Origin of the sequence: Rhodococcus sp. H-CA8f (assembly GCF_002501585.1) — a bacterium.
Taxonomy (GTDB): Bacteria; Actinomycetota; Actinomycetes; order Mycobacteriales; family Mycobacteriaceae; genus Rhodococcus_F; species Rhodococcus_F erythropolis.
Genome location: NZ_CP023720.1, coordinates 3,298,007 through 3,318,578, shown reverse-complemented (window position 1 = coordinate 3,318,578; position 20,572 = coordinate 3,298,007). Strand labels below are relative to the sequence as shown.

General features: G+C 62.9%; 17 protein-coding genes. 11 read left to right on the top strand and 6 right to left on the bottom strand.

The features are described 5' to 3' along the window. Window positions 1-31 precede the first annotated feature (31 nt). Genes CPI83_RS15340 through CPI83_RS15330 form a run of 3 tightly spaced genes read left to right on the top strand, consistent with a single transcriptional unit; the run spans window position 32 to window position 4,113 of the window. Entirely contained in the window at window positions 32-652 is a 621-nt protein-coding gene (locus CPI83_RS15340; protein WP_232816754.1) for a TetR/AcrR family transcriptional regulator, read from the top strand. Next, window positions 652-2,415: a 3-oxosteroid 1-dehydrogenase gene (kstD, locus tag CPI83_RS15335; RefSeq protein ID WP_097387390.1), complete on the top strand. Its 1,764-nt coding sequence runs from the start codon at window positions 652-654 to the stop codon at window positions 2,413-2,415. The genes CPI83_RS15340 and kstD overlap by 1 nt, the downstream gene beginning before the upstream one ends. Window positions 2,416-2,430: 15 nt before the next feature. Continuing rightward, on the top strand, window positions 2,431-4,113 hold the full coding sequence (locus CPI83_RS15330; protein ID WP_020969548.1) for an ATP-binding cassette domain-containing protein: 1,683 nt from the start codon (window positions 2,431-2,433) through the stop codon (window positions 4,111-4,113). Window positions 4,114-4,130: 17 nt separating this feature from the next. Here CPI83_RS15330 and CPI83_RS15325 read toward each other — a convergent pair whose 3' ends face one another. Continuing rightward, on the bottom strand, window positions 4,131-4,778 hold the full coding sequence (locus CPI83_RS15325) for a hypothetical protein (protein ID WP_097387389.1): 648 nt from the start codon (window positions 4,776-4,778) through the stop codon (window positions 4,131-4,133). Window positions 4,779-5,217: 439 nt separating this feature from the next. Here CPI83_RS15325 and CPI83_RS15320 point away from each other — a divergent pair, with 439 nt between their 5' ends. After that, the gene (locus CPI83_RS15320; RefSeq protein WP_019748325.1) at window positions 5,218-5,772 is read left to right on the top strand and encodes a transglycosylase family protein; all 555 of its coding nucleotides are present in this window, start codon (window positions 5,218-5,220) and stop codon (window positions 5,770-5,772) included. A gap of 12 nt (window positions 5,773-5,784) precedes the next feature. Here CPI83_RS15320 and CPI83_RS15315 read toward each other — a convergent pair whose 3' ends face one another. After that, the gene (locus CPI83_RS15315; protein WP_020969550.1) at window positions 5,785-6,516 is read right to left on the bottom strand and encodes a TetR/AcrR family transcriptional regulator; all 732 of its coding nucleotides are present in this window, start codon (window positions 6,514-6,516) and stop codon (window positions 5,785-5,787) included. Window positions 6,517-6,713: 197 nt separating this feature from the next. On the opposite strand from CPI83_RS15315, the gene CPI83_RS15310 reads away from it, so the two are divergent. Genes CPI83_RS15310 through CPI83_RS15295 form a run of 4 tightly spaced genes read left to right on the top strand, consistent with a single transcriptional unit; the run spans window position 6,714 to window position 11,738 of the window. Beyond that, on the top strand, window positions 6,714-8,273 hold the full coding sequence (locus CPI83_RS15310) for an amino acid permease (RefSeq protein ID WP_042951823.1): 1,560 nt from the start codon (window positions 6,714-6,716) through the stop codon (window positions 8,271-8,273). Window positions 8,274-8,275: 2 nt separating this feature from the next. Next, window positions 8,276-9,109, top strand: coding sequence for an urea amidolyase associated protein UAAP1 (locus CPI83_RS15305; protein WP_069146535.1), 834 nt, complete (start codon window positions 8,276-8,278; stop codon window positions 9,107-9,109). After that, complete coding sequence (locus tag CPI83_RS15300) at window positions 9,106-9,759, top strand: urea amidolyase associated protein UAAP2 (protein WP_070386074.1); 654 nt, start codon at window positions 9,106-9,108, stop codon at window positions 9,757-9,759. The genes CPI83_RS15305 and CPI83_RS15300 overlap by 4 nt, the downstream gene beginning before the upstream one ends. Beyond that, the gene (locus CPI83_RS15295) at window positions 9,756-11,738 is read left to right on the top strand and encodes a 5-oxoprolinase/urea amidolyase family protein (RefSeq protein WP_097387388.1); all 1,983 of its coding nucleotides are present in this window, start codon (window positions 9,756-9,758) and stop codon (window positions 11,736-11,738) included. Before CPI83_RS15300 ends, CPI83_RS15295 begins: the two co-directional genes overlap by 4 nt. Window positions 11,739-11,853: 115 nt before the next feature. Here the strand turns inward: CPI83_RS15295 and CPI83_RS15290 are convergent, their stop codons facing one another. Genes CPI83_RS15290 through CPI83_RS15275 form a run of 4 tightly spaced genes read right to left on the bottom strand, consistent with a single transcriptional unit; the run spans window position 11,854 to window position 15,419 of the window. After that, window positions 11,854-12,636, bottom strand: a complete 783-nt coding sequence (locus CPI83_RS15290; protein ID WP_092764045.1) for a Fic family protein — start codon at window positions 12,634-12,636, stop codon at window positions 11,854-11,856. Then, window positions 12,633-14,066, bottom strand: coding sequence for a putative nucleotidyltransferase substrate binding domain-containing protein (locus CPI83_RS15285; protein WP_223257836.1), 1,434 nt, complete (start codon window positions 14,064-14,066; stop codon window positions 12,633-12,635). The genes CPI83_RS15290 and CPI83_RS15285 overlap by 4 nt, the downstream gene beginning before the upstream one ends. Before the next feature lie 49 nt (window positions 14,067-14,115). Continuing rightward, complete coding sequence (locus CPI83_RS15280) at window positions 14,116-15,000, bottom strand: DUF5995 family protein (RefSeq protein ID WP_082148459.1); 885 nt, start codon at window positions 14,998-15,000, stop codon at window positions 14,116-14,118. 53 nt (window positions 15,001-15,053) lie between these two features. Then, complete coding sequence (locus CPI83_RS15275; RefSeq protein WP_019748335.1) at window positions 15,054-15,419, bottom strand: RidA family protein; 366 nt, start codon at window positions 15,417-15,419, stop codon at window positions 15,054-15,056. Between the two features lie 98 nt (window positions 15,420-15,517). Here CPI83_RS15275 and CPI83_RS15270 point away from each other — a divergent pair, with 98 nt between their 5' ends. From CPI83_RS15270 to CPI83_RS15260, 3 genes are read left to right on the top strand one after another with little or no spacing between them, the layout of a single operon-like run. After that, on the top strand, window positions 15,518-16,555 hold the full coding sequence (locus CPI83_RS15270) for an Rv2578c family radical SAM protein (RefSeq protein ID WP_003944842.1): 1,038 nt from the start codon (window positions 15,518-15,520) through the stop codon (window positions 16,553-16,555). Window positions 16,556-16,592: 37 nt separating this feature from the next. After that, window positions 16,593-18,017 (top strand): 3' terminal RNA ribose 2'-O-methyltransferase Hen1, encoded by a 1,425-nt coding sequence (locus CPI83_RS15265; protein WP_097387387.1) that lies wholly within the window; start codon window positions 16,593-16,595, stop codon window positions 18,015-18,017. Further along, window positions 18,014-20,557 carry a polynucleotide kinase-phosphatase gene (locus tag CPI83_RS15260; protein WP_097387386.1) on the top strand — a complete coding sequence of 848 codons (2,544 nt, stop codon included), beginning with the start codon at window positions 18,014-18,016 and terminating at the stop codon, window positions 20,555-20,557. Before CPI83_RS15265 ends, CPI83_RS15260 begins: the two co-directional genes overlap by 4 nt. Window positions 20,558-20,572: the final 15 nt, after the last annotated feature.

The window sequence follows — 20,572 nt, the reverse complement described above, 5'->3', positions numbered from 1 at the left end:
GGATCTCGGCCGAGGCGGGAGGACGTTGCTGATGTCACTACGGGAGAGACAACGGTTGCAGGTGCGAGCAGACATTCAACGTGCGGCATTCGATCTGTTCGCGCGTGACGGTTTCGAGGATGTGACCACCGAGCAGATTGCGGCAGCAGCGGGGGTGTCGGCGAGTACGTACTTCCGGCACGTTCGTAACAAAGAGGATCTGCTGTTGGACCCGGTCAGGCAGGGCGGTGCCGGGATCGTGACACTGCTCGAGGATCGCCCGGCAGCTGAGTCGGCTGATCTTGCGATCTCGCGGGCAATCCTCGAGCGTTCCAATGCTTTCGAGTCCGCGGAGATCGATCAGTGGCGAGCAGCGTTCCGCACCGCGCCGCACCTGATGGATCGAGTCGCGCTGATCGCGCCCGAGCATCGTGATCGGTTGGTGGAGTTGGTGGCACAACGAATGCAACTCGATCCTGAAAATGACAGCCGACCAGGACTACTCGTTCACTTGATGTTGGCGGCGGCGGAGTTCGGCTATCGGCAATGGATACGTAACCCCCAGAAGCGTGGGGCATCACTTCCCGTGTGCGTCGAGGGGGCACTCGACGCGGTTCAGGGATCCCGGTGGCGCACGCAGGATGACGATGACACGAAAGGTCGTGACCAGTGATGAACGAGAACTCTCGAAACTCCGAGCGCTCGGTAGTGGATGTGCCAGTGGTGGATGTGATCGTTGTGGGATCGGGGGCTGCCGGCATGTCCGCAGCCATCACTGCAGCCCGCAACGGACTCTCGACAATTCTCGTGGAGAAGTCGGAGTACTGGGGCGGTTCGTCGTCCCGGTCCGGGGGCGGAGTGTGGATTCCGGGAAACTCGATACTTCGCCACGAGGCGCCGGCGGATGATATCGACTCTGCGCGAACATATCTGAAGAGCATTGTCGGAGAGGATGCAGACACCGACCGCATCGACACGTATATCGATCGAGGCCCGGAAGCCCTCGATTTCCTGATTCGGCACTCTGCACTCGAGCTCGAATGGGTGAAGGGTTACTCCGACTACTTTCCCGAGGCACCCGGCGGACTTGCAAGCGGCCGCTCGTGCGAGCCGCGCCCGTTCGACGCGCGAGCTCTGGGCGACGATCTCGCGACCCTTCATCCGCCGTACATGAAGGTGCCGCTCAACATGGTTGTCCAACAATCTGATTACCGTTGGCTGAGCACGGGGGTTCGGCATTGGCGGGGGCCGGTGCGAATGCTTCGGGTGGGCATGAGATCCCTGGTCGCAAAAGCTCGGAAGAAGAAGCTGATCGGGCTCGGGCCGGCGCTCATGGCGGAACTGATGCTCGGAGTTCGGGACGCCGGAGTGACGGTCGAGCTCGGAACGAGGCTTGTGGATTTGGTTACCGACAATGATCGTGTCGTGGGTGCGCGACTCGAGTCCGGGGGAGTGCAGAGAACCATGCACGCTCGATGCGGTGTCATCCTCGCGTGCGGCGGGTTCGACAACAACGACGACATGCGAGGCGAGTATCAGCGCCGGCCGAGTAGTGCGCAGTGGACTCTCGGGGCACCGACCAATACCGGAGACGGTATCCGTGCAGCTCTACGCGTCGACGCGGCAATTTCGTACATGGACGACGCGTGGTGGGCCCCGTCGATTCCGCTGCCCAAAGGCCCGTGGTTCGCCTTGGCGGAACGCTCGTTGCCTCGAAGCCTGATGGTCAACGCCAGCGGTCAGCGCTTCATGAACGAGTCGCTTCCCTACGTCGAAGCCGCGCACGCCATGTTCGGCGGAAAGTACGGCCGAGGTGAAGGACCCGCTGAAAACATCCCCGCTTGGCTGATCTTCGATCAGACGTACCGTGACCGTTACCTGTTCGCGGGAGTGCCGGCGCGCAGGCCGATACCTCGGTCGTGGATCGAATCGGGTGCGATCGTGCGAGCTGGATCGATTGCCGAACTCGCTGCCGAGATCGGAGTGCCGGGCGATGCGCTGTCCGCGACCATCACACGATTCAACAGTCACGCGCGCGACGGAGTCGATCGCGACTTCGGCCGTGGGACAAGCAGATACGACCACTACTACGGCGACTGCACCAACAAGCCCAACCCCAGCCTCGGAGAACTCACGAAGGGTCCGTTCTATGCCGCGAAGATGGTGCCCGGAGACCTGGGGACCAAGGGCGGCATCAACACGGACGCTCGCGCGCGAGCGTTGCGCGCCGACGGTTCGGTCATCGACGGGCTCTACGCAGCAGGTAATACCAGCTCGCCGGTCATGGGTCATACCTATGCCGGTCCAGGTGCAACTATCGGTCCCGCAATGGTTTTCGGATATCTGGCCGCGCTCGATGCGGTCGGACGATCCCATAACGGTCGTGAACTCGACACCGAAGGCAGGAATAATGGTTTGGCAGATCGCCGTGGGTAGGGTTCCCTTGAGAGCGTGACCCACCTCAACATCGCCGACGTCGACTACTTCCTTCCTGATGGTCGACAACTGCTCAGCGGTGTCAGCTTTCGGGTCGGAAACGGTGCAAAAACTGCACTGATCGGGCCCAACGGGACTGGTAAGACGACATTGCTTCGGATTGTCGCCGGAGACGCCGTCGCTGACGAGGGAGCTGTCACTCGATCCGGAACACTGGGCGTGATGCGGCAATTCGTCGGCCAGGTTCGCGACGAGTCCACCGTGCGCGATCTTTTGTTGTCCGTCTCTCCGGCGCGGATCCGGGATGCAGCACTGGCGCTCGATACGGCAGAAAACGCGATGATCGAGCGCGACGAGGAATCAACTCAAATGAAGTATTCGCATGCGCTGGCCGATTGGGCCGATGTGGGCGGCTACGAGACCGAAGACTTCTGGGACAAGGTCACTACCGCGGCTCTCGGTGTTCCTTATGACCGTGCGAAGTGGCGCGCGGCCAACTCGCTCAGCGGTGGCGAGCAGAAACGGTTGGTTCTCGAAGCACTGTTCGCTGGGCCCGACGACGCACTCCTGCTGGACGAGCCGGACAACTACCTCGATGTTCCGGGCAAGCGATGGCTGGAAAAGACGATCTCGGAATCGTCGAAAGTGGTTTTGTTCGTCAGCCACGACCGCGAACTGATCGCCAACGCGGCCACCCACATCGTGACGCTCGAGCCCGGAATCAGCGGCGCAACGTCGTGGACCCACGGCGCTGGGCTGGCCAGCTACCACCAGGCCCGCGAGGATCGCAACGCTCGATTCGAAGAACTGCGTCGACGCTGGGACGAGGAGCACGCGAAACTGCGTGCCCTGGTTCTGCGATTGCGTGAAAAGGCCAAGTTCAACGACGGCGTCGCTGCGCGGTATCACGCCTCGCAAACCAGGTTGGCGAAGTTCGAGGAGGCAGGGCCACCCGAAGCGATTCCACTTCAGCAGAAGGTGACAGTTCGGCTGGCGGGCGGGCGAACCGCCAAGCGCGCGTTGGTATGTCAGGATCTCGAGCTGACCGGATTGATGAAGCCTTTCGACACCGAGATCTGGTACGGAGATCGGGTTGCCGTGCTGGGCTCCAATGGATCCGGGAAGTCACATTTCCTTCGTCTCTTGGCGGGTGGTGGGACCGATCCGGGGACCGAGCATCTGCCCGTCGAGGCGCTCGACATCGCGCCGGTCGAGCACGGGGGTACTGCGACGCTGGGTGCCCGGGTACGTCCCGGATTGTTTGCGCAGACCCATTCCAGGCCTGATCTGACCGGGAACACGCTGCTCGAGATCCTGCACATGGGCGACGAACACCGAAACGGAATGGGGCGTGAAGCGGCGAGCCGCGCGCTCGACCGTTACGGATTGTCCCAAGCAGCCGAACAGAAGTACGACGACCTGTCCGGCGGACAGCAGGCGCGCCTGCAGATTCTGCTCCTCGAGCTTTCCGGCGCCACGATGTTGCTGCTCGACGAGCCGACCGACAACCTCGACCTTCATTCGGCTGACGCGCTCGAACAGGGCATCGCACAGTTTGCCGGCACCGTCATCTCGGTAACCCACGATCGTTGGTTCGCGCGCGGGTTCGACAGGTTCCTGGTATTCGGATCGGACGGGAACGTGTACGAGAGCGAGTCTCCGGTGTGGGACGAGGCCAGGGTCGAACGAGCGCGCTGAGATCGAGTAGCCGCTTGCTATCTGGGGAGTGGCGGCAACTCGTTGAGCATCGCGCGCAGGAGGCCCGGATCGCTGCGATCCGATCGAGGTGGGGGACAGCGCGAAAGATCGAGCAGTGTCGGGAAGCCCCACAGAACGCGACCTGGATCCACCCTGTCCACCGCCGAGTACCAGTGGGTGAGCGGCTCGGCGAGCGCCGCGTGAAGCTCGAAATGCCGTCGTCGGCGGCTGGGGTCTCCTTCGCGCTGCAGCCGAAGTTGCTTCGGTGACGGTATCGAGATGACGGTCAGATCCGCGAGACCCAGTTCGAGGCGCGTAAAAGCCGTCTCGACTGCCTCGAGCTCGTACTCGAATCGCTCCCGAGGTGCGGCGCCCACCGCGGCGAGACACCAGCTGTAGTGCAGTTTCAGCGGGTCGCTGTCGCAGAGCGCGATCCCGGTTCTCGATTCGAGTTCTTCCGCTTGCGACCATCGCTTCGAATTGACCGTTGCCCAGTAACTTGCCTGGACGTCGAGATCCGTGCCGTCCGGCTCGCGCCGCGTGGGCTGATACTCGGCGACGAATCCTTCCGCTGCGGTTTGTCCACCGAGTTGGGTTCGGCACCAGGTGGTCTTGCCGGCGGCGCTGGGTCCTTCTACTGCGACGATCACCAGTTCATTCTCCATAATGATTGGGGCGGTTGGTTTTTGCTCGTTGCCAGGACTCTCTTAACATTTGAATGGGGCTGTTTTGCGTTCCGACACGCCCGTTTCGGTGCGGTGGGTCACAAAATCGCAGTGACGGTTGCCACATAACGGACGGATAACGATCGGTATGGTTGAAGCTCGAATCAACTAGTTGACCTGTGGTTATTCTTTGAATCTCGACTGAATCTGGTACGGCAGCGCCGGAAAACTGCCCCGTGACCAATCCGTGACCATCGCCTACGGTCGTTGACAGCCCGAAACTACCGGGCAAACACCGACCCGCAACTGCGTGCTTCTGCCCCGCGGGTCCGGTACTCCCGAAACCTTCGCGGGGCAGGAGTGAAACAGGCGAGTCGATCGACGAGACGTGAAAGCGTCCGGGCCGACCTCGTCCGCGGTAGCGGAGAGGATTTACCCAATGACCAGCATCACCTTCAAGCGCGCCCTCGGCGCAGTTGCAACCGCAGGCGCAGTCGTCGCAATCCCGCTCGCCATGAGCACCGGCACCGCTTCGGCAGCCGGCCACGACTGGTCCGGAGTCGCAAACTGCGAGTCCTCCGGTAACTGGGCCGCCAACACCGGAAACGGCTTCTACGGCGGACTGCAGTTCACGCAGAGCACCTGGAACGCGTTCGGTGGATCGGGCAACGCTGCCAACGCCAGCCAGTCTGAGCAGATCCGTGTCGCCGAGAACGTTCTCGCAGGCCAGGGCGTCGGCGCATGGCCCGTCTGCGGTCAGTACCTGACCACCGGCACCACCGCAGGGAACTACGAGGCCGCAGCAGCCCCCGTCACCGCTGAGGCTTCCGTCGAGTCGGCTCCGGCAGCAAGCACCGGAAGCGGCAACTACGTGGTCAAGGCAGGCGACACCCTGTCGAAGATCGCTGCTGCACACGGCATCTCGCTCGAGAACCTCGCCAGCCAGGTCCCGAACATCAACCTGATCTTCCCGGGACAGTCCCTCTCGGTCTAGTCTCGTGGCCGTTTAGGTCCTCATTGCGTCGAAATTGTCCGGAGCTGATGCAGCCCCGGACAATTTCGGCGTTTCTGCGTTCGCAATTAGCTCTGCCGCTTCCGTGTGGATGGGATCAAGATCCTGGCGCCACCCCAGAATGTGCAGTGCCGACCCGGCGATGACGGCGGCGTTGGGGATCGGGGTGCCTTCGAGTGCGTCGGCTCGCGCGCTGATCACGCTTTCCACCAGGCGAAACGGAAGCTCGGCCAGGTGAGTTGATGCTGGATCGTCAATCGCGTCGAGCACTGCCTGGGCGAGGGCCCGGTATTGCTCGCGAAGCCGATCGCGATCGGCTCGGAACGACATGAACCTGTCGCTTCTCAGTTCCGGTAAGAGATAGAGGACGCCGAGGTTCCACCGTCCGGTGATCAGTTGGGCCGCGTCGATGTACGAAAGCGCGTACAGCTTCACCTCGGGTGAGGTGCCGAGTGGCCTGAGATTCTCCGCGAAGTCGAGCGCCGGAGTCACGGTGTCGGCGAGCAGTGCAACCAGGATGTCGTCCTTGGTGGCGAAATGGTTGTACAGCGACGCCTGACGCATTCCGACTGCTTCGGCGATGTGGCGTGTCGACGTCGCGGCGAAGCCTCGGGTGGTGAACAGTTCAGCGGCTGCATCCAAGATCTCCGCCCGGGCAGTCCCACCCGGGCGTCGGCGAGCGGTCAGGCGGGGTCGTCCGGGGCCGGCGTTGGTCACGCCTTCCATAGTGGCAGGCTCTGGCCTTACATGCGGGGTGGCCGTCGCTGTGAGCATTCGGTCACGTGCTCGAAACGTACTCAACGAGCCTGTTACAGAATCAGGCGAATCGTATACGCGGGCGTCACCTGCGGCGAGTGGATTTCGCGAAAACTATCAATCGACAGTTATTCGCCCCTGAATCGCTTCGCCGAAGGAGTACGCCGTTGAGTGCAACCACCCCGGCTGCGCAGCCCACCACCGCATCCGCACTCGCCTCTTCGCCTCACGACGACGGTGACCTCGCGGAGTTCGGCTACGAGCAGCAGCTGCATCGATCGCTGGGAAAGTTCGCGTCGTTCGCCGCGGGCTTCTCCTTCGTTTCCATCCTGACCACGATCTTCCAATTGTTCGGCCTCGGTTTCGGTTTCGCGGGTCCGGCGTTCTTCTGGACCTGGCCCGTCGTCTTCATCGGTCAGTTCATGGTTGCTCTCAACTTCGCGGAACTTGCTGCCAGATATCCGATTTCGGGCGCCATCTACCAGTGGTCGCGGCGGATGGGTGGTGAAATCGTCGGCTGGTTCGCCGGTTGGTTCATGATTCTCGCTCAGATCGTCACCGCGTCCGCCGCCGCGATCGCCTTGCAGGTCGTGCTCCCCAATGTGTGGAGCGGGTTCCAGATCATCGGTGAGGACAGTGCACTCACCTCCTCGAGCGGTGCTGCCAATGCCGTGCTGCTCGGTTCGGTACTTCTGGTTCTGACCACCTTCATCAACTGCATCGGCGTCAACTGGATGTCGCGTATCAACAACATCGGCGTGACCTGCGAAATCGTCGGTGTCATCGCGGTGATCGGGATGTTCTTCACCCACGCTCAGCGCGGACCGGACGTCGTCTTCGACACCGGCAGTGCCGGCGGTCAGCCCGGATACGCCTGGGCGTGGATCATGTCCGGACTGATGGCTGCCTACGTCATGGTCGGCTTCGGTTCGGCAGGCGAACTGGCCGAGGAGACCCGCAACCCCCGACGCGTCGCACCTCGTACGATCCGCCTTGCACTCTCCGCTTCCGCACTCGGCGGCGGCTTGATGATCCTCGGCGCGTTGATGGCAGCGCCCTCACTCACCGACGGACGCCTGGCCACGGAAGGTTTGCCGTACGTACTGACCTCTATTCTGAGTTCGCCGTGGGGCACGGTCTTGTTGATCGACGTCTCGATCGCAGTGTTCGTGTGCACCTTGGCCATTCAGACTGCTGCTTCACGGCTGATGTTCTCCATGGCCCGCGACGGGCGGCTTCCTGCCTCGCAGGTACTGGCAAAGGTCAACCCCCGCACCGGAACACCTATCGCGCCGTCCGTCCTCATCGGTCTGGTCTGCATTGCCGTCCTGGCCGTCAACGTGGGCAACTCGGCAATTTTCGCAACCCTGTCCAGCGTATGCATCATCTTGATCTACTTGGCCTACCTCATGGTGACCGTGCCGCTGCTAGTTCAGCGTCTCAAGGGATGGCCTCGCACGGCAGTCGGCCCCAAGTTCGACGCCGAAGGCAAAAAGCTTTTCTCCCTGGGCATCTGGGGAGTTCCGGTCAACATCGCCGCGGTTGTGTACGGCGCGCTGATGGTGATCAACCTGTCATGGCCACGAGCCGAGATCTTCAACCCCACCGGGGAGTACCCCATTCTGCAGTGGGCCGCGCCCATCACGGTAGCGCTGGTCGTGGGGCTGGGAGTCGCTTGCTTCCCACGTGGCCGCGCCACCCCGAATCCCGTCACGATCGGAGCCTGACCATGAGTACTCAGACCACCGCCGGAGCGCGCGAGCATGCCCGGTCCCAGGCCGGAACAATCACAGACTCCATGCCGGTGTTGCCGGCCACCCGCTGGCCGAACCCGCCCGACGACGTCGCTCCCGAACGTCTGACCTGGGCTGAAACAGTGCCAGGTGGGCGATACACGACCAAGGTTCTCGCCCGTGGAACCCGATTGCGACTTCGCGACGTCGTCGGCAGCGCCTGTGCAAACATCTTGCTCTACCGCGCCGACGCCCCCTGGGAGCGTCTCAACGTCGCCGATACCGTCAAGGTGCCATGGCAGGCCTATCTCGGTGTCGGGCACCCGTTGCTCTCCGATCAGGGGCGAGTACTCGCGACGGTGGTCGCCGACACGTCGGGTCACCACGACGCGTTCTGCGGAACGACGTCACGCGCTACCAACGAGGCGAAGTACGGGCAGGGTTCGCTGCACAGTGCCTCACCCGCCGGTCGTGAACTGTTCACCGTCGCTGCCGCGAAGAACGGACTCGGGCCGCAGGACATTGCGCCGCCGTTGTCCTTCTTCCATGGTGTCCGCGTCGAGGCGGACGGCGCTCTCACCAGTACGGGTTCCGCCGGCGCCGGCGCGACGGTCGACCTTCTGATCCACCTGCCGGTCATCGTGATGATCGCCAACACCGCGCACCCACTCGATCCGGCGCTGGAGTTTCCCACCACGTCCCTCGAAGTGCTCGCGTGGAACGCGGCCGACGAACTCGGCAGCCTTGACGATCTCGGGCCGGAATACCAACGCGCAGTGCTCAATACCGGAGACGCCTGGACGGCTTCGAACCTGGAGGAGATCGCATGACCACCACCCTGGATGTCCCCGCCCTCGTTCCCGGAACGGTGATCCTCGACGAGATTGCTGACGCGTTCGGGCCGTGGTCCGCAGTTGTACGCGCCGGCGACGTCCTGACCATCGTCGATCTGCACGGAAATCAAGCCGTCGACACACTCGTCTATGCCAGTGACGATCACAGCGTTCGGTACTCGGCAGCAGCGACGGTCACAGCGCAGCAGAATCTGTTTCTGACCACAGGATCCGTGCTCCGCAGTGACGACGGAACTCCGCTCATGACCCTGGTCGCGGACGAGGTCGGAAACCACGACACCGTCGGCGGCGCGTGCTCACAGGAATCGAACACCCTGCGATACGGCCACCACACCAAGCACCAGCACGCGTGCGTCGAGAACTTCCTCGTCGAGGGCGCCAAATGGAGGCTCGGTAAGCGGGACCTGGTGTCCAACATCAACTTCTTCATGAACGTCCCGGTCGACCCCGACGGCACACTCGGAATCGTCGACGGACTGTCTGCGCCAGGCAAGCGGCTCGCGTTGCGTGCCGAACGCGACGCGCTCGTCCTCGTGTCCAACTGCCCGCAGATCAACAACCCGTGCAACGGCTTCGATCCGACGGCCGTCCGCATGATCGTCACACGGCCGGAGGCAGACGAATGAATGCAAAACTGACCATCGTGCGTCCCGGAATGTTGACGACGGTTCAGGACTATCCAGGGCGCGTCGGGTACTGGCAGATCGGTGTCCCACCGTCGGGCCCGATGGACGACCTGTCGTTTCGGTTGGGAAACACCGCACTCGGAAATCCCGAAGGCGCACCCGGCATCGAATGCGCGATGGCCGGACCTGCGATGACGTTCGACGAGGACACCACGGTGTGCGTCACGGGCGCTCCGGTGTCTGTGGCCGTCGACGGCATCGCCCACGGTCAGTGGCGTCCTGTTTTCGTCCCCGCTGGAGCGGTGCTCGACGTCGGGACGCTCAGCGGCCCAGGACTGCGCATCTACGTACTCGTACAGGGCGGAATCGAGACCGACGACTATCTCGGCAGTGCGTCGACCTTCACCCTGGGCAGGTTCGGTGGACACGAAGGTAGGACTTTGCGGGCGGGGGACGTTCTCAAACTCGGACAGGCGACCGGGGCAGCGGGAGGTGTTCCCGCCGAGCATGTTCCGGCGATACACACGTGCTGGGAACTTGCGGTGACCGAGGGCCCGCACGGGGCGCCGGAGTTCTTCACCCGCTCCGACATCGACACGCTGTACGCGACCGAGTACGAGGTCCACTTCAACTCCGACCGCACCGGAGTCCGGTTGATCGGTCCGAAACCTGACTGGGCCAGAACCACCGGCGGCGAAGCGGGACTTCACCCTTCGAACATCCACGACAACGCGTATTCGATCGGTGCACTCGACTTCACCGGCGACACGCCCATCCTCCTCGGGCCCGACGGACCGAGCCTCGGCGGCTTCGTCTGCCCGATCACGGTGGTGTCTGCTGATCGCTGGAAGCTTGGACAGTTGGCTCCCGGGAACAAGATTCGCTTCGTGCCGGTCCGCGCCGAACGGGCAGCCTCCCGGCGTGACCTCGGAGTATCGCGTCGAGCGTCCAATTCGGTTGTGCATTCCTCCGGTGGTGACGGCGACGACGGCGTCATAGCCCGCCGTGACGGCGACACCGCGGTCACGTACCGGCGCTCAGGCGATGACAATGTGTTGGTCGAATACGGCGACATGAATCTCGACCTGGCGTTACGTGCGCGTGCACATGCACTGCATCAGCGACTCGAAGCCGAGAAGCCGGCCGGACTACTCGATCTCACCCCGGGAATCCGTAGCCTGCAGGTCCGCGTCGACCCAGACGTGCTGCCCGTCGGCAAACTGATGGGAATGCTCGCCGAGGCGGAGGACACCTTGCCTGCGGCCAACGAACTCGTTGTGCCCAGTCGCACTGTGCGGATGCCACTGTCGTGGGACGACCCGGCTACGCGCGAAGCGATCCAGCGGTACATGCACGGAGTGCGCGCGGACGCGCCGTGGTGCCCGTGGAACATCGAGTTCATCCGCCGGATGAACGGTCTCGAATCCGTGAACGACGTATTCGACACCGTTTTCGGCGCCGAATACATGGTGCTCGGACTCGGCGACGTCTACCTCGGAGCTCCGGTCGCGACGCCGCTCGACCCACGTCATCGCCTTGTCACGACCAAGTACAACCCCGCCCGTACCTGGACCCCCGAAAACGCCGTCGGGATCGGTGGGGCTTACCTCTGCATCTACGGCATGGAAGGCCCAGGTGGGTACCAGTTCGTCGGACGTACGACGCAGGTGTGGAATCACCGCCACCCCGCGAAGTCGGGCCCGTTCGAGGAGGGCACCCCCTGGTTGCTGCGATTCTTCGACCGGATCTCCTGGTACCCCGTCGAGCCGGAAGAGCTGATGGATCTGCGCGCGGACACCGCGGCCGGCCGCGGCGGGGGAGTCGAGATCGAGGACGGCAGCTTCTCGCTGGCCGAGCATCAGGAGTTCCTCGCGTCGAACTCGCGCTCGATCGAGGAGTTCCGCGCGATGCAGTCCGTCGCATTCGGAGCCGAGCGTCAGCGCTGGTCCGACGCAGGAGAGTTCGCGCTACCCGGTTGATGGTCGAGTGAGCACAGTGGTCTTCGAGTGAGCACCGCTTCCAGCGTGTCGGAAGTGGTGCTCACTCAGCAGTAACGGTGTTCAGTCCGCCTGGAACGGGCAGCAGATGTTTGCGTCAGCGAGTCAGAGCGCGATTGAACAGATCGATGAACGGGCGAGGCGACGGGGTTCCGGTGGGCCGGAAAGGCGCAGAATCCCTCGACGCGGATACCCACTCGGTTCTGCTCGCCCGCGACAAGTCGAGCTGATATCGGGTGTCGGCGGCGAGTCGGTGCAGGAAGAGTGTTCCGGTTCGCCCGTTTCCTTCCCGAAACGGGTGGGCATGATTGAGCGTCGAGTACACCGATGCGAGCGCGAACGACGCAGCGCCGTGATCGAGCGCTACCCAATCGACGGCGGCGATGATCTCTTCCACCTCGGACAGGTAGTTCCGAATCGCCGAGACCGGAGCAAACGTTGCCGCACCTTTCCTGATGTCGACGGTTCTGATGTGTCCGGCCCACTGGTACAGATCTTGGAAAACGTGCTGGTGAAGTAGGAGAAGTTCGGCTGTGTCTCGCGTGTGCGGTACGAGGTCGCCGCCGAGATGCGCCTCACCCAGACGAAGCGCGGTCGCCGCGAACTCGAGTGATTGCAGTGCGGCGGGATCTCGCACGTCGAAATTGTTCTCGAGCACCGATGTACCGCGATAGACGTACGGCGCTGATCTTCGCCAGCGGATCCGCGGGGGAATTGCTGACGACAGGCCGACGGCTCGCGCTAATTCCTGCTCGAAATACTCACGCCGAGAGAGCATCCCGATCATGACGGCCTCGAGTTCCGCGATCTGCTCGTTACTCGGATCCCAGCCTTCGAGGCGCTCCGCCGCCAGAACCTGTTCGAGCGCAGTGCGATTCACGGGTCGATGTCGGGTAGCGCCGACGCGGACGCGGCATATTCGAGTCGTCGTTGCACACCTGCGACCTCGCGCACTGCATTGCTCAGCAAGCTCCGCGAGAGCGGAGTGAGTTCGGAGATCACGACTTCGTCGGTCGGTGGCCGACCTGCCGCGAACTGATCGGTCTGGTGGCGGACACGAATCTGCTGCAACACTTCGAAAGATTCGATCAGTACCTGGGCGTCGTCGTCGAGTAGGAAACCGCTTCCTGCTGCAGCCTTGAGGCGTTCGAGTGTCGAACTCGTGCGGGCGCCCACGGAAATCCCCGCCCATCGAGCGATGTTCACGATCGGTTGGACGGCGCTGGCTTTGAGGTCGACGGTTCCGGTCCGACGCGTCATCACGTCCTTGAACGAATGGAGCTTTGCCTTGTCGCCGACCGCTTCGCGAAGGAGCAGTCGCATGACGGCCGGGTGCAGTCGCAGTTGATCCAACGCCGCGGGACGAGGATCCAACGCCGGATCGCCTGCGACGACACGGGCATCCGCCAGCATCGACAACATGACCAGGGCTTGGTCCTGGTACGGATTGGATACCCATTTCCGCAGCGCAGTGCGCCATTGTGGGAGCGTCCGAGCGAACCTGGCCTGGGTTGCGACGGCGTTCTTGGTGTCGCGAGGGAACCCGCAGAGATCGAGGATGTCGTGGATGGTCTTCGCGGCGTCGGCTCCCTCGTGATGAGATTCGCCGCCCCACACCAGCGCACTGTCGATATCCGAAGAGGGGAGCGCTTCACGTCTGGCGACGCTGCCGAGCGACAGCCACGCGAAATCCGGTCGCTCGTCTCCGCCCACCACCAATTCGATGGCTCGCCTGACCGTCACGTCGATCAGCACGGCCAGCGTCGCGCCGATGTCGAGCGGTGAGACCCGTGACGCCACCAATTCCGTCACCAGAACAGGGACCGCGCGGGCTGTTTCGACGAGGTGGGCGTCGTCCTGTGCTGTGGCGAGCGCTGCGCGCAGTTCGAAACCCTGATTGGTGGCCGAAGTCAGGAGGTCGCTGAGTTCGAGCACACCCATCAGTGCGCCTGCCTCGGTCACGACCGGGAGATGGCGCAATCCGTACTCGAGCATGTCGGTCACGGCGTCGGCGCCCAATCGATCCGGATCGACTGTCACTGCTGACGGCGTCATCACTGTTGATACCGGCTGATTGCTGTCGATACCACCGACTACCACGCGAGCGCGTAGGTCACCTTCGGTGAAGATTCCGAAACCGCTTGTCTCCGTCGGGATCACAACAGCACGGCGGCCCGCATCGGTCATCAACTTCGCGGCCTCGCGGATGGTTGCCTGGCCGTCGCAGACAATTGCGGGCCCGCGCAACAGGTCTCGCACCCGGCGCATGGCGGGACTCTGGATGCCTTGCCCCGCCGAGTGCCCCGTCATGGGGTCATTGTCGCAGGTGTGTCCGTTTCAGGCAGCGGAGGGTGAGATGTCAGAGACCGCCGAGTCGCGAGAGTACGTCGAGAGCGGAATCTGTAGTACGCCAGAGTGCGTCGATCTCCTGTTCTGCGCCGGGACGTGTCTGCGGATTCTGGAGGGCGAATCCGTTGGCCAGTGTGATGGTGTTGTATCCGCTGTCGGCGGCGCGGAGCAACAGTTCCGAGGGCTGCGAGTTTCCGGCCAATCGGTCGAGTCCTTCGCCGACGAAGTAGAACCGCCAGAGCGGCCCCAGATCGGCGTCGTACTCGGCCTTGGTGAGGGTCACGATCGAACCACCCTTGACGGCAATGGAATCGACGATCTTGTAAAAATCGGTGACATCCTCCGCAGTGGTTCCGGACGTGGCGACGGCGTGAGCGAGGTCGACGGTGAGATGCGCGTTGTAGCCGGCCATGGCGACCCGTGCTGGACTGGCGTCGCACTGACGTGTCAGGGCGAAGTAGTTGCTCCACGCCGGATCGGTGGGAGTACCGGTGAACTCCGCATGGACGTTCACCAGGTACCTGCGCAGCAATTCGAAGCTGACGGAATGGGCCCACTCGTCATCGGCGAAGGCTGCAGGGTCTCGCTGCAGCGGCATCACCGCCTCGTGTTCGACAGCGTCGAGGCCGATGGAGAACAAGCCTCGCCAATCGTGGTGTGAGACGAGGATCGACGTGATCTCACGATGACGTTCTACAGCGGTCTCGAGCCGAGGTAGTCCAGTGCCGGTCAGCGTCGTGACGTCGCTGAGTTCGGCAATCCGGCCCACCTCGGCATTGCTCAGAGGGCTACCGCAAGCCGTCGAAAGACTCTCGCCCGGATCTGCGAGTGCAGAACCGGGCGAGAGGAAAGCGGCGGTGATGCCGAGCGCGAGCGTCAACGGATACAGCCGCATCGGTTTCATCGGCTCAGACTAGGCGCCACTTTCACAAATGTCCGGATTGACGATCAGCTGAGAACCGCGTCGGCCTCGATCTCGATGAGCAGAGCGGGGTCGATCAGCGAGCTGACCTCGAGGATGGTCGTGGCGGGACGAATCTCGCCGAACACTTCACCGTGCGCGAGAGCGGCCTGCTCCCACTGCGTCATGTCGCGCAGGTACATGCGAGTGCGGATGACGTCGTCGAGCGAGGCGCCGGCCTCGGCAAGTGCTGCCTTGATTGTTTCGAGCGCTGCGCGGGTCTGATCTGTGAGGGTCTCGCCAGGAGCGGTGGTACCAGAGACTGCGATCTGGTTACCGATGCGCACGGCACGGGAGTAACCGATCTTGGGTTCCCATTCGGAACCGGACGAAATATTGATTCTGTTCGACATGCACCGAATTCTGCCAACAACTTCCCGGCCGTGGTGAGGCACGGTCGGGTATTCGCTCCATCTTGACATACCTTAGAACAAGTGTTCGACTTGGGGCCATGAGGTGGTCGGGTCAGGCATTGGATGCAGATGACGGAGCGCTACCCGGACTCGAACGGGCCGGGTTGGTTCGCTCCGTGCAGACTCCCGAGTTCGAGGGAATCACGTTTCACGAGGTGCTCTGCAAGAGCGCGCTCAACAAGATGCCCGAAGAGTCGACGTTGCCGTTCAGCTTCACCGTCAACGCTTTTCGTGGTTGCTCGCACGCATGCCGATATTGCTTCGCGAGACCGAGTCACGAGTACCTCGACCTCGACGCCGGCGCGGATTTCGATTCCCAAGTGGTCGTGAAGACGAACATTGCCGCGGTGCTCCGCAAGGAATTGGCGCGAAAGTCCTGGAAACGGGAGGCGGTGGCACTGGGTACCAACACTGATCCTTATCAGCGAGCGGAGGGCCGATACCGCTTGATGCCCGGCATTATTCGCGCGTTGACCGAATCCGGAACTCCCTTCTCGATCTTGACGAAGGGAACTCTGCTCCGACGGGACCTGCCGTTGTTGAAAATGGCGGCGGCGCAGGTCGACGTCGGAATCGGAGTGTCGTTGGCGATCAACGACGCTGCACTTCAGAAGCAGATCGAGCCTGGTACCCCGTCACCGCGGGCGCGTCTCGAGATGATCCGGGCCATCACCGACGCGGGATTCTCGTGCAATGTCATGGTGGCGCCGGTCATTCCGTTCCTCACCGATTCCACCAGTCACCTCGACGGTCTGTTCGAGGCACTGTCCGAAGCCGGTGCGACGAGTGTGACGGTCTTCCCGATGCACCTGCGGGGGAGTACTCGGGGTTGGTTCATGAATTGGCTCGCTCAGGAACATCCGGCACTCATCCGTCGTTACCGCGAGCTGTACGGGCGGGGTGCGTATGTCACTCCCGAATACAAGCGTTGGCTCGCAAGCCGTGTCGAGCCATTGGTCGAGCGTCATGGGTTGGGTGGTCGTTCGGAGCATCGAGACGTCAGTGCGGCTGGCAGTGAACCGCGTGAGGCGCCTCGGGAACTGGTGGGTGCGGGAGCAGCTCTCACTTTGTTCTGACGGCGGCGGGCGCGTAAATCGGAGGCGCCCCGGACGTTTGCCGGGCTACATTCGCCTGGTGCTACTCACACTGACGTCCACCCCGACCCCGCAGACTCCTGATGCGACCGCGTTGAGCTACCTGCTGCACAAACATCCCGACCGCGTGCAAACCTTCGACTTGGCGATCGGCACCGCCACGGTTCTGTACCCGGAGGCCTCGGCCGAAAAGACCACGGTGGCAGTGATTGTGGACGTCGACCCCATCGAACTTGTGCAGAGTAGGTATCGACGAGGCAAGAGTGGCGACAACTTTTCGCTGGGGGAGTACGTCAACGATCGGCCGTATGCGGCGTCGTCCATACTCTCGGTTGCTCTATCGAAGCTGTTTCGCACGGCGTTGACGGGAACGTGCAAGTCGCACCCGGAACTCGTCGGAGCCGAACTCGCGTTGACCGTCTCGATTCCGGTGGTTCCGTGTGGCGGCGATGCGGAATTGCCTCGTCGGCTGTTCGAGCCGCTGGGCTGGGACGTGACCGCGATACCGGTGCAGCTTGATCCGCACCTACCGACGTGGGGAAACTCCGACTTCGTGTCGCTGACACTGACCGGGGAACACACGGTGCAGAGTGCCCTACGGCACCTCTACGTGCTGTTGCCCGTCCTCGACGATGTGAAGCACTACTGGGTGGGACCTGACGAGGCAGACAAATTGATCCGCGTCGCTGGAGAGTGGTTGGCGTCGCATCCGGATTCCGCGCTGATCATGTCCCGCTACCTGGCTCGTCGACGCGACCTGGTCGAATCGGTGGTCGATCGACTGATTCCCGAACAAGCCGAGGCGCAGATCGAAGCACCGAGACCGGATCCGCCGCTGGCACGCCTTCGCGTCGACGCAGTTTTGACGACGCTTCAGCGACTGCACGTGAGAACAATTGTCGATATCGGTTGTGGCGAAGGTAAATTGCTCGAGGCGCTGATGCCGCACGCTCGATTCGAGAAACTTGTCGGCGTCGATGTGAGCGCGCGCGAACTGACACGGGCGCAACGCAGATTGAAGTTCACCGAAATGTCCGACGTCCAGCGTGAACGTGTGTCTTTGATGCAGTCGTCCGCGACGTACCGCGACGCACGCTTGAAAGGCTTCGACGCAGCCGTGCTGATGGAGGTGGTCGAGCACGTCGACACGGCGCGCCTGCCGGCGCTGGTCAGATCGGTCTTCGTGGACGCAGCACCGCAGTATGTGCTGCTGACTACTCCGAATGCCGACTACAACGTGCTGTATCCGGCATTGGCCGCGGGAGAGTTCAGGCACCCCGATCACAGGTTCGAGTTCTCACGGACCCAATTCGACGACTGGGCAACCGAAACGGCCCGAGTCCACGGCTATTGCGTGGAGTTCGAATTTATCGGAGCAATTGATCCGGTCCTCGGCGGGCCGACACAGATGGCAATCTTCACGAAGGAGGCACGAACGTCATGACAGTGTACGAGATTCCAGATCTCGCCCTGGTAGTACTCATCGGCGTCAGTGGCTCGGGAAAGTCGACCTTTGCGGCGCGCCACTTCGGTGACTACGAAACCCTCTCGAGTGACACATTCAGAGGGTGGGTCAGTGACGATCCGAACTCACAGGAGTCGACGTCCGATGCTTTCGAAGTGCTGGAGTTCGTCGCGGCCAAGCGTTTGCGACGCGGACGCCTCACGGTGGTCGACGCGACCAACGTGCAGCCCGCTGCGCGCAAGCGACTCGTTGCGTTGGCTCGCGAGCACGACATACTGCCGGTGGCAGTCGTGCTCGATGTTCCGGAATCGGTCTGTTCTGCACGAAACGACGCTCGCTCTGATCGGACGTTCGGACGCGACGTGATTCGCCGCCAGCACCAACAGTTGACTCGCTCGCTCCGCGGGTTGGGTAAGGAAGGCTTCCGTTCGGTTCACATCCTCAGAGGTGAGGACGCGGTTTCCGAAGCCACATTCTTGCGCCACCCGCTCCGCAGCGATCTGCGTGTCGAGCGTGGTCCGTTCGACGTCATCGGTGACATCCACGGATGTCGAAGTGAGCTCGAGACGCTCCTCGTGAAACTCGGCTACACCGTCGACTTCGGGACGGATGGCAGAGCTGTCGATGCGGTGCCGCCGGACGGGCGAACTGCCGTCTTCCTCGGTGACTACGTGGATCGAGGTCCGGATTCGGTCGGTGTGCTGCGTCTGGTCATGGGGATGGTCGCGGCGGGACATGCGATAGCGGTTCCGGGTAACCACGAGAACAAACTCGTCAAGGCGCTGCGCGGTAAGAAGGTCACGCCGAGTCACGGACTCGCCGAGACCCTCGAGCAGATGGCCACCGAGTCGGCGGAGTTCCGCGAAAGCGTCGTCGACTTCTGTGACGGTCTCGTCGCGCACCTCGTCCTGGACGACGGCAAACTCGTTGTCGCGCACGCCGGTCTCAAGGAGGACTACCACAACAGGGCGTCCGGCCGAGTGCGAAGCTTTGCGCTCTACGGTGAAACCACCGGTGAGACGGACGAATTCGGCTTGCCCGTTCGATACCCGTGGGCGCAGGACTACCGAGGATCAGCCATGGTCCTCTACGGTCACACGCCGGTGCACGAGGTGGAATGGATCAACAACACCGCGTGCCTCGACACCGGCTGTGTGTTCGGTGGATCCCTCACCGCCCTTCGATACCCGGAACGAGAGATCGTGTCGGTTCCGGCGGAGCAGGTTTGGTACGAGCCGGTGGTACCGCTGGCACCGCCGACTCGCGATCCGGACGTGCTCGATCTCGCCGACGTCCTCGAAACAACAGGCGTCGACACCGAACTGCGCGGTCGAGTGTCCGTTCGCACCGACAACGCTGCCGGCGCCTTGGAAGTGATGAGCCGATTCGCGGTCGCGCCGCAATGGCTGAGGTACCTACCGCCGACCATGGCGCCCTGCGCGAGCGCCCAATCCGATGACTATCTGGAACACCCGTCGACCGCGTTCGACGCATACCGGGCCGGCGGAATCGGAACAGTGATCTGCGAAGAGAAGCACATGGGTTCGCGGGCAGTGGTGCTCGTGTGCCGTGATCGATCGGTTGCTCAGTCCCGCTTCGACGCACCGGATGCGCTCACCGGGATGGTGCACACCCGCACCGGCCGCCAGTTCTTCGACGACGACCTGACTCAGCAGTTGATCGATGACATCGCCGCCGCAGTCACCTCCGCTGGGTTGTGGGAAGAGCTGGGCACCGACTGGCTGCTCCTCGACTGCGAACTGTTGCCGTGGAACGTCAAAGCGGAAGGTCTGTTGCGCTCGCAGTACGCGTCGGTCGCGGCGGCCGGGCGATCAGACCTCACAGCTCGCGAGGCCGTGTTGGCGCAGGCCGGGTCGCGGGGCCTGGACGTGGCGGAGATGTTCGAACAGACAACTGTTCGGGCCGCCAGTATCGAGCGCTTCGGCGAGGCGTACCGACGGTACGTGTGGCCGACGAACGGACTGGACGGCGTCACCATCGCGCCGTTCCAGATTCTGGCGGCCGAGGACAAGTCGTACGGGGAACGGGATCACGAATGGCACCTGGGTATTTCGGACCGCCTGGCCGCGGCCGACCCGAGTCGATTTACCACTACACGTCGCCTGGTGGTCGATCTCGGTTCCGAAGACTCGGTGTCCGAAGCGACGAAGTGGTGGGAGTCGCTCACCGGTGACGGTGGTGAGGGGATGGTCGTCAAACCGCTGGCGAATCAGATTCACGGACCGCGGGGGTACAACGCGAAGGTTCAGCCGGGGATCAAGGTTCGCGGCCGGGAGTACCTGCGATTGATCTACGGTGCCGACTACCTCGAACCGTCGACGCTTGCGAGATTGCGTAACCGCAACCTCGGACACAAGCAGTCGATGGCGCTGCGCGAGTACGCGCTCGGCATGGAGGCGGTATCCAGGCTCGTCGACCGTGAACCATTGTGGCGAGCGCACCAGGCCGTGTTCGCAGTGTTGGCTCTCGAATCGGAGCCGGTCGACCCGCGGTTGTGACGGCCGGTGCCCGGG